Genomic DNA, 9,249 nt, shown 5'->3' with positions numbered 1-9,249 from the left:
GTCGAGGCCGGGTCCAGGCGACCACCTCGGTGCACCGCGATCCGCATGGGCGGCTGTTCAATTCGCTGCGGGTCCGCCGATACACCACCGAATCCGAGGTCGCGGCCATTGTCGACGCCCTGGCGCCGGATGGTCTGCACATCGAACGCTGGCTGCCCAAGGCCTCCCAGCACGGCCGCAGCGCGGACCTGCGCGTGGTGGTCGTGGGCGGGCGCGCCACCCACGCGGTGGTACGCACCAGCAGCTCCCCCATGACCAATCTCCATTTGGGTGGCGCGCGCGGCGATCTGGCCGAGGCTCGCGCGGCCATCACCGCCGCGGGCGGCAGCTGGAACGACGCCCTGGCCATCTGCGAGCGCGCCGCCGCCTGCTTCCCCGGATTCTCCCGGGTGGGCGTCGATCTGCTGCCCGCCACCGGCTGGCGGCGCTTCGCGGTGGGTGAGGTCAATGCCTTCGGCGACCTGCTGCCCCGGCTGCGTGGCCTCGACGGGAGCGGGGCGGAGCAGGCGGACACCTATGACGCGCAGGTGGCCGCGATCCTGCGCCGGATCGGAAGCGAGCAGCATGTCATCGCCTGACCATCCGAGCGTGGAAACCCCTGCGCCGGACCCGGATATGAACGAGGTGATCGGCCGCGACGACCTGCTGCTGGTCACCCTCGACACGCTGCGGTTCGATGTGGCGGCCGAGCTGGCCGCCGCCGGACGACTGCCGAACCTGGCCCGGCATCTGCCGGGCGGCCGCTGGGAGAAGCGGCATGCGCCGGGCAGTTTCACCTACGCCTCGCATCAGGCCATCTTCGCCGGATTCCTGCCCACGCCGGCGACGCCAGGCCCGCATCCGAGGCTGTTCGCCGCGCGATTCGAGGGCAGCGAGACCACGGCCGGGCGCACCTTCGTCTATGACGCACCGGATTTCGTGGCGGCGCTGGCCGGGCGTGGATATCACACGGTGTGCATCGGCGGTGTCGGGTTCTTCAACAAGCGCGGGCCGATGGGTTCGGTGCTGCCCGGGCTGTTCGAGGAGAGCCACTGGGACAGCGACTTCTCGGTGGCCTCGCCGACCTCCTTCGAAGCGCAGGTCGCCCGCGCCGAGGAGGTGATCGCGGCACTGCCCGGCGAGCGGCGGCTGTTCCTGTTCGTGAATGTGTCGGCGCTGCACCAGCCCAACTGGTTCCACCTCCCGGGCGCGACGCGGGAGGCGGGCGACTCGCGTGAGACCCACGCCGCCGCACTGGAATACGTGGACCGGCACATCGGCCGCCTGTTCGCCGCGGCTGCCGGCCGCCGCCGCTGCTTCGCCATCGTGTGCTCCGATCACGGAACCGCCTACGGGGACGGCGGTTTCACCGGGCATCGGCTCGGCCACGAGGCGGTGTGGACGGTGCCCTACGCTCAGTTCTTCCTGGAGAGATCCGCATGACCACGATTGCCACCCGGCCGCGGCCGTATCAGAGCTACGTCTACGGCTATCCGCACAAGACGGCGTACCGGCCGCTCGGTACGGATCGGCCGCTGCTGAGCGAGCTGTGGGCGGCGGAACCGAAGGACGCGCTGTCGCTGTACGCGCACATTCCGTTCTGCGAATACCGGTGTGGCTTCTGCAATCTGTTCACCCGGGTGGGCGCGCCGGAGGAGCTGACCACGCGGTATCTCGACGCGTTGGAGCGGCAGGCCGGGGCGGTGCGGCCCGCGCTGGGCGACGGACCATTGCGATTCGCGGCCGCGGCCTTCGGCGGCGGGACGCCGACGTTCCTGACCGCCGGCGAGCTGGAACGGCTGTGCGACATCATGGAATCGGTGATGGGCGCGGAGCTGCCGGCGATTCCGCTGTCGGTGGAGACCTCGCCCGGGACCGCGACCCCGGACCGGCTGGCCGTGCTGGCGCGGCGCGGCGCGACCCGGGTGAGCATCGGTGTGCAGAGTTTTGTCGACGCCGAGGCGCGAGCCGCGGTGCGGCCGCAGCGGCGCGGTGAGGTCGAGGCGGCCCTCGAAGCGATTCGGGCGGCGCGGATTCCGGTGCTGAACATCGATCTGATCTACGGCATCGAAGGGCAGACCGAGGCGACCTGGCAGACCTCGCTGGACGCGGCGCTGGCCTGGCGGCCGGAGGAGCTGTACCTGTACCCGCTGTATGTCCGGCCGCTGACCGGACTCGGGCGGCTCGGCGCGGACGCCGACGAGGACTGGGACGAGCAGCGGCTGCGGCTCTACGCGGTAGGCCGCGACCAGCTGCTGGCGAACGGCTACGAGCAGCGGTCGATGCGCATGTTCCGGCGGATCGACGCACCGGCTACCGGGCCGGACGATTACGCCTGCCAGACCGACGGAATGATCGGCCTGGGCTGCGGCGCCCGGTCCTACACCTCGGGGCTGCACTATTCCTTCGACTACGCGGTGGAGACCCGCGAGGTCCGCGGCATCATCGACACCTACACGCGGACAACCGATTTCACACGCGCCGAGGTCGGCCGCCGGATCGACACCGACGAGGCCCGCCGCCGTCACCTGCTGCAATCGCTGTTGCAGGCCGAGGGGATGGCGGTCGCCGCCTACCGGGAGCGATTCGGCGGCGAGCCCGCCGACCACTACCCGGCCGAGCTCGCCGAGTTCGCCGAATTGGGTTGGCTGGACCCCGATTCCGGCCCGGAGCTACTACGCCTGACGCCCGCGGGCCTGGCCTACTCCGATGCCCTGGGCCCGCGGCTGTTCTCGCCCGTGGTGCACGCCGCCATGGCCGCCTACGAACCCCGGTGAGCCGCCATGGATCTCACGATTCTCTACCGCGGCCCGCTGGCCTCCTGCGACTACGACTGCCCCTACTGCCCGTTCGCCAAGCGCCGCGACAGTCGCGAGCAGCTGCGCGCCGACCGGACCGCGCTCGAACGCTTCACCGCCTGGGTCGCCGATCAGCACGGGGACCGATTGTCGATCCTGTTCACGCCCTGGGGTGAGGGCCTGGTCCGCTCCTGGTACCGGCGCGCGCTCGTCGAACTGTCCCGGCTGCCGAATGTCGCGCGAGTCGCCATCCAGACCAATCTCAGCTGCCGCACCGACTGGCTCGCCGACGCCGATCCGGACACCGTCGCCCTGTGGTGCACCTACCACCCCGGCCAGACCCCCTACGACCGCTTCGCCGCGAAATGCGCCGACCTGGACCGGCGCGGCATCCGCTTCAGCGTCGGCATCGTCGGCTTCCCCGGGCATCTCCCCGAGGCCCGGCGCCTGCGCGCCGACCTGCCCGCGCACGTCTACCTGTGGGTCAATGCCCCCGAGGGCCACGAACTGTCCGACGCGGACGCCGCCGCCTGGACCGCTCTCGACCCCCTGTTCCCCTACAGCCGGCATCCCCATCCCGCCGCCGGACTCCCCTGCCGCACCGGCGAATCCGTCATCTCGGTCGACGGCGACGGCACGGTCCGGCGCTGCCATTTCGTTCGCACCGAACTGGGCAACCTCTACGACGGCAGCTATCGAGCAGCCCTGCTCCCCCGCCCGTGCCCGCTGTCGGCCTGCGACTGCCACATCGGCTACGTCCACCTCGAAACGCTGCCCCTCTACGACGTCTTCGCCGGCGGCGTCCTCGAGCGCATCCCCGCTACCTGGGCCGATCCATCTCCTCCAGAAAGATCCGCAACCCCTCCCCGATCTTCCCCGCAGCATTCTCCAACTGCTCCGGCGACAACACCTTCCCGAACGACGCCGCCTTCAGCAATTGCCGCTGCACCTCTTTGAGGTTCATCGTCGCCCAGTCGCGTCGTGAGAGTTCCGGCATGGCCCGGAACGATACCTCGAGTAGAACGTTTGTTCGAGTACACCGGTTCGATCGCGGGTAACCCCCTTGGAGCGGCAACTGTCACCCTCCGAAGATGGCTGTGGGATCCCCGGAGTACCAGGTGTTGTCGATGCGCATGCGGCGGATGAGCCAGCGGTCGCCCTCGCGCTGGAGTTCGAGGTCATAGGGGTTCTTCAGCAGGGCGTGGACGCTGGGGTCGGCGACCAGCAGGTGCTGGGCTTCGACCAGGGCGGTCATCCGGGCGGTGTCGCCGTCGATGGTGATGCGAGGGTTGGCGACCTGGTGGGTGGTGTTCACCCGTCCGGTGAACATGGCCAGGATGATGGTGACGATGGTGTCGCGGCCGGCCATCACCGGCGGTGCGCCACCCCAGCGCGAGGCGGCCGGGCGGAAGTCGAGTTCGGCGTCGGCGGCGAAGGCCGAGGCGAACAGGTCACGATCCTTGGTGTCCTGTCCCAGCCCGAAACGGTAGAGGGCATCGGTGATTTCGGCGCGGTCGCGCAGTTCCGCGACGACCGCGGCGGTATCGGTCGAGTGTGCGGCGCAGCCCGCTGAGATCCCGGACGTAGCCGAAAGGAACCCACCCGACCATGGCCTCCATCCGCCACGAGATCGCGATCAACGCCTCGCCGCACCATGTTTGGGAGGTGATCCGCGATATCGGCGCCGTCCACGAACGCCTGCTCCCCGGGCGGGTGGCCGGCACCCGGATCGAAGGTGTCCACCGGTTCCTCACGTTCCCCGACGGTCACGTCATCCGGGAACTCATCATCAGCGTCGATGACGACACCCGTCGTCTGGCCTACTCCGTGGCCGAGGGCGCCCGCCCCCGGCTGGACTATCACCACGCCTGTTTCGAAGTCCGCGCCGACGTCGGCCACGCGCGCCTGATCTGGACCACCGATCTCCTCCCCGATTCCGCCGCCCCCGAGGTACGGATTCCCACGCAGTACGGCATCGCCGAGATGAAGCAGGCCATCGAAGCCTCCGCCGAACCCGAGTGACACGTTCCGGGACCGCTCACCGGGCAATCCAAGATCAATTAGGGTCGCGGTGTCACAGATCGCCCGCGCCCGGTGTCTTGTGGACTGATACGGGTCGAGAGTGAGGACAGGAGCCACCCATGACCGGGACCACGGCCGCGACCGAGGCGTTCGTCGCGCATCGGAATCTGCTGTTCACCGTTGCCTACGAGATGCTCGGCTCGGCGGCCGACGCCGAGGACGTGCTGCAGGAGACCTGGCTGCGCTGGACCGGCGTCGACCTGGACACCGTGCTGGATCAGCGCGCCTATCTGGTGCGGATCACAACGCGCCAGGCGCTGGTGCGGCTGCGCACGCTGGGCCGCCGCAAGGAGTCCTATGTCGGTCAGTGGCTGCCGGAGCCGCTGCTGACCGCGCCCGATGTGGCCGAGGATGTCGAGCTGGCCGAGAGCGTTTCGATGGCCATGCTGCTGGTGCTCGAGACGCTCACGCCGACCGAGCGGGCGGTGTTCGTGCTGCGCGAGGTGTTCGACCTGCCCTACGACGAGATCGCCGAGGCCGTCGACAAGACCTCGGCCGCGGTGCGCCAGATCGCGCATCGCGCCCGCTCCCATGTCGCGTCGCGGCGTCCGCGCGAGGCGGTGTCCGCGGCCGAGACCCGCGATGTGCTCGAAGCCTTCCAACGCGCGCTCAATACGGGCGACCTGCAGGGTTTGCTCGACCTGCTGGCCCCCGACGTGGTCGCGCTGGGTGACGGCGGCGGGATCAAACAGGCGCTGCCGCGGCCGATTACGGGCGCGGATCACGTGGCGCGGCTGTTCAGCGTGGGCTGGAAGACCGTCGCCGCGGGCATGAAGATCGAGCCGGCCATGGTCAACGGTCATCCGGCGCTGGTCTTCCGGGTCGACGACGAGGTGGACACCGTCCTGGCGATCCGCATCGACAACGGTCTCATCACCGGGTTCTACTCGGTGCGCAACCCGGAGAAGCTCTCGCGCATGACGCAGGAGACCAGCCTGAGCCGGTGAATCCGGCTACGCGGCAGGGCCGTTCAGGTACGCGTCCACGGTGGCGCGAGCCAGTTCGGCCATGCGGGCGCCGTAGGACTCGTGCCCGTCGCCGACGAATCCGCCGTCCGTGTCGCGCAGGTCGTGCACCGACCACGCGAAGCGGTCCGGGATCCATCCGGGCAGTGGCCGGTAGGCCGCGAGGGCCTCGGTGTCGTAGGCGAAATCCGTGCCCTGCACGGCATTTCGCCTGCGTTGCGTCTGCCCGAACCGGTTCAGCGCGGCCAGGCCCCGATCCAGGTACAGCTGCAAGATCCGGAACTGACTGTCCAGATACTGCTCGCGCGCGACCGATTCGTTCGGATGCTGCAGCAGATACGCCAGCACCAGCGGGGTGTGCCAGGCGTACATCGCCCGGTCGCTCTGCTCCTGCGCGAGCGCCTCGTACCAGGCAGGTGCGCACGGCGTGGCCGCGCCGCAGGGGCAGGTCTCCGAATGCTGTTGCACGCCTTGTGATACCACGCGCCGCCGACGATCAGCCGCGCCCGATGTAGGGCATGCCCGTCGCCATCACGGTCAGGAACGGCACGTTCACCTCGAGCGGCAGGTCGACGGTCTGGACCACCAGCCGGGCCACGTGCGCGGCGTCGATCGTCGGCTCCGGACGGACGCTCCCGTCCGCCTGCAGCGACCCCGCCGCGATCCCGGCCGTGAGTTCGGTTGCGGCATTGCCGATATCGATCTGTCCCGCGGCGATATTGTGCGCGCGTCCCTCCAGCGCCAGCGCCTTGGTGAGCCCGGTGATGCCGTGCTTGCTGGCCGCATAGGCGACGGTATTCGGCCGCGGCGTGTGTGCGGAGATCGACCCGTTGTTGATGATCCGCCCGCCCTGCGGCGTCTGTGTCCGCATGAGCCGGAATGCGGCCTGCGCGCACAGGAACGATCCGGTCAGATTGATGTCGACGACCTGTTTCCAGTCCGCCACCGGCACCTCGTCGATCGGCAGGGTGGGTCCGAAGATCCCGGCATTGTTGATCAGCACATCCAGCCGCCCCCACCGCTGCACGATGTGCGCGAACACCGCGTCCACCGCCGCCGGATCGGTGACATCGGCCGGCACGGCCGCTACGCTGCCCGGCCCGGGCGCCGAGGCGACGACCTCGTCCAGGGTGGCCGCCGTGCGCCCGACCGCCACGACCTGATGTCCGGCCGCGGTCAGCGCATGGGTCATGGTGCGGCCCAAGCCGGTCCCGGCACCGGTGACAAGAACGATCTTCGATGTGGTCACGAACGCCGAGCGTATTCGACCGGCGCGGTCACTCGGCGACACCATCGCGTCACGCAACCCGTATATGTTCCGGAGACCGGAACATTCGGCGCCCGGACTCCGTCATGCCAACCGCTGTCAGTCGGGTTTGCCCGCGGTAAGGACATAAGTGGACAAAATTCCGCGCTGAGAGCTCCTGATCTTGCTGTGCGCGGCGGAGATAAACAGGTCAGCGGGTGACGAGGTTGATCAGCGTCGGAGGGCGGGCGATTGTGGCGGTGATAGTGCGGCCGGCCAAGGCAGCTTGGATGGTGGCGGAGGTCAGTGCCAGCTCGCGGAGTGTGGGTTCGTCGGTGGTGGTCGAAACATGTAGGCGCTCACGTACTTTGCCGTCGATCTGCACGATGCAGGTGCAGGTGTCGGTAGCGATGAGGGACGGGTCGGCGGTCGGCCAGGAGGCGGCGACGACGGGACCGGAGCGGCCCAGTCGCTGCCATGCGGACTCGGCCGCGGCGGGGGCGAAGCATGAGAGCATGCGGACCAGGGCGTCCGCGCCCTCGCCGATCGCGGGATCGACCGGGTTCGACGCGGAATCGATGGCGCGGCGGAGGACGGTGGTGAGGATCATCAGCTGCGCGATCGCGACATTGAAGCGCTCGGCCGCCATCAGGTCGGTGGTGCGGGCGATGATGCCGTGTACCTCGCGGCGGGTCTGCGACTCGATGGGCGGGCCGGATACCGTAGTCGCGGAGCCGATTTCGGTCATCAGTCGCGAGACGCGGGCCAGCCATTTGACTGCGGCCCGCGGTGCTACGTCGGCCCAGTCGATGTCGTCCTCGGGCGGTCCGGCGAACAGCATGGCGATGCGGACGGCGTCGGGGCCGTACCGCTCGATCTGCTCCTGCAGGTTGACCAGGTTGCCCAGGCTCTTGCTCATGGCCTTGCCGTCCATCAGGACCTGGCCCTGGGTGGTCAGGCGGGTGAACGGCTCGGTGAAGGGCAGCAGGCCCGCGTCGTACAGCGCCTTGGTCAGGAAGCGGGCATACAGCAGATGGCCGGTGGCATGCTCTCTGCCGCCGATGTATTCGTCGACCGGCAGCCAGCGGTCGATGGCGGCGGGGTCGAAGGGTCCGTCGGTGTAGCCGGGATTCGGGTAGCGCAGGAAGTACCAGGACGAATCGACGAAGGTGTCCATGGTGTCGGTATCGCGACGGGCCTCGGACGAACAGCGCGGGCAGGTGACCGCGACCCAGTCCTCCGCACTGGCCAGCGGCGAGCGCCCGTCCCCGGGGCGCAGCTGATAGCCGGAGTCGGGCAGCCGCACCGGCAGCTGGTCGTCGGGAACCGGGACCTCGCCGCAGGTCGCGCAGTGGATGATGGGAATCGGTGTTCCCCAAAATCTTTGGCGGGAGATCAGCCAGTCGTGCAGCCGGTAGGTGACCGCGGGCCGCCCCTCGGCGTCCACGCCCTCGGACCGCCCGATCCAATTGCGTTGCATGGCCAGCACTTCCGGCGGCCACCCGGCGCTCAACTGGTCCATATCGTCCAGCAGCCGCTGCGCATAGTCGGTGACGCGGAAGAACCACTGGGTCAACGCCTTCGAGACCACCTGCGCTCCACACCGCTCGCAGTGCCCGTGCACGACCTGCTCATTGGCCAGCACGGTCCGGTCCTCGGGGCACCAGTTCACCGCCGCGTCGGCGCGATAGGCCAGCCCGCGCTCGTACAGCCGCAGGAACAGCCACTGGTTCCAGCGGTAATACTCCGGGTCGCTGGTGTGCAGCCGCGTCTCCCAGTCGAACGAAATCCCCAGCCGCCGAAACGATTCCGCCTGCATCTCGATATTGGCGTAGGTCCATTCCCGCGGATCCAGCCCGCGTTTGAAGGCCGCGTTCTCGGCGGGCAGCCCGAAGGAATCCCATCCGACCGGGAACAGCGTCTCGAATCCACGCATCCGCGCGAATCGCGCCATGGCATCAGCGATCGAGTAGACCTCGGCGTGCCCCATATGGAGATCGCCGGACGGATACGAGAACATGGTCACCACATACCGTCGCGGCACGATATCGCCGTCTCCGCAGCCCATCTCGGCCCCCTGTACTCGGTTCCGCCCGGTCCGGACTCCCCGGACCGATGCAGGTCCCGTGATGGTAGTGATGACCGCGCGACGGCCGACACCGAATTTCCCCGCTGTGAC

10 protein-coding genes and 1 pseudogene are annotated in these 9,249 nt (G+C 69.0%); 6 read left to right on the top strand and 5 right to left on the bottom strand.

Going from position 1 to position 9,249, the window contains the following annotated elements; all coding sequences use genetic code 11:
- The 4 genes and pseudogenes from ACFXN1_RS35390 to ACFXN1_RS35375 all read left to right on the top strand — a co-directional run.
- Positions 1–578, top strand: a 578-nt coding sequence (locus tag ACFXN1_RS35390; protein ID WP_379463777.1) for an STM4014 family protein, incomplete at its 5' end; no start/stop codon positions are given.
- Positions 579–588: 10 nt separating this feature from the next.
- A complete protein-coding gene (locus tag ACFXN1_RS35385; RefSeq protein ID WP_379440502.1) occupies positions 589–1,422 on the top strand; it encodes an STM4013/SEN3800 family hydrolase in 834 nt (277 codons plus the stop codon).
- Positions 1,419–2,756, top strand: a complete 1,338-nt coding sequence (locus ACFXN1_RS35380) for an STM4012 family radical SAM protein (protein ID WP_379440504.1) — start codon at positions 1,419–1,421, stop codon at positions 2,754–2,756. Before ACFXN1_RS35385 ends, ACFXN1_RS35380 begins: the two co-directional genes overlap by 4 nt.
- A 6-nt stretch (positions 2,757–2,762) precedes the next feature.
- Positions 2,763–3,584 (top strand): annotated as a pseudogene (locus ACFXN1_RS35375) (STM4011 family radical SAM protein); the annotation flags it as partial.
- 13 nt (positions 3,585–3,597) lie between these two features.
- Here the strand turns inward: ACFXN1_RS35375 and ACFXN1_RS35370 are convergent.
- Complete coding sequence (locus tag ACFXN1_RS35370; protein ID WP_357007956.1) at positions 3,598–3,741, bottom strand: DUF6374 family protein; 144 nt, start codon at positions 3,739–3,741, stop codon at positions 3,598–3,600.
- Between the two features lie 114 nt (positions 3,742–3,855).
- Positions 3,856–4,299 carry a nuclear transport factor 2 family protein gene (locus ACFXN1_RS35365; protein ID WP_379463779.1) on the bottom strand — a complete coding sequence of 148 codons (444 nt, stop codon included), beginning with the start codon at positions 4,297–4,299 and terminating at the stop codon, positions 3,856–3,858.
- An 86-nt stretch (positions 4,300–4,385) separates the two neighbouring features.
- Between ACFXN1_RS35365 and ACFXN1_RS35360 the strand changes: the two genes are divergently transcribed.
- Entirely contained in the window at positions 4,386–4,799 is a 414-nt protein-coding gene (locus ACFXN1_RS35360) for an SRPBCC family protein (protein WP_379440505.1), read from the top strand.
- 119 nt (positions 4,800–4,918) lie between these two features.
- Positions 4,919–5,806 carry an RNA polymerase sigma-70 factor gene (locus ACFXN1_RS35355; RefSeq protein WP_379395231.1) on the top strand — a complete coding sequence of 296 codons (888 nt, stop codon included), beginning with the start codon at positions 4,919–4,921 and terminating at the stop codon, positions 5,804–5,806.
- Between the two features lie 6 nt (positions 5,807–5,812).
- On the opposite strand, the gene ACFXN1_RS35350 is transcribed toward ACFXN1_RS35355, so the two are convergent.
- The 3 genes from ACFXN1_RS35350 to ACFXN1_RS35340 form a co-directional block, all read right to left on the bottom strand.
- Positions 5,813–6,292, bottom strand: coding sequence for a DUF5946 family protein (locus tag ACFXN1_RS35350; protein WP_379440507.1), 480 nt, complete (start codon positions 6,290–6,292; stop codon positions 5,813–5,815).
- 28 nt (positions 6,293–6,320) lie between these two features.
- Positions 6,321–7,118 (bottom strand): SDR family oxidoreductase, encoded by a 798-nt coding sequence (locus ACFXN1_RS35345; protein WP_379463776.1) that lies wholly within the window; start codon positions 7,116–7,118, stop codon positions 6,321–6,323.
- A 163-nt stretch (positions 7,119–7,281) separates the two neighbouring features.
- Positions 7,282–9,138: a class I tRNA ligase family protein gene (locus tag ACFXN1_RS35340; protein WP_379440508.1), complete on the bottom strand. Its 1,857-nt coding sequence runs from the start codon at positions 9,136–9,138 to the stop codon at positions 7,282–7,284.
- Between the last annotated feature and the right edge of the window lie 111 nt (positions 9,139–9,249).

Origin of the sequence: Nocardia sp. NPDC059154 (assembly GCF_042755705.1) — a bacterium.
GTDB lineage: Bacteria > Actinomycetota > Actinomycetes > Mycobacteriales > Mycobacteriaceae > Nocardia.
This window is presented reverse-complemented; position numbering and strand designations above follow the sequence as displayed.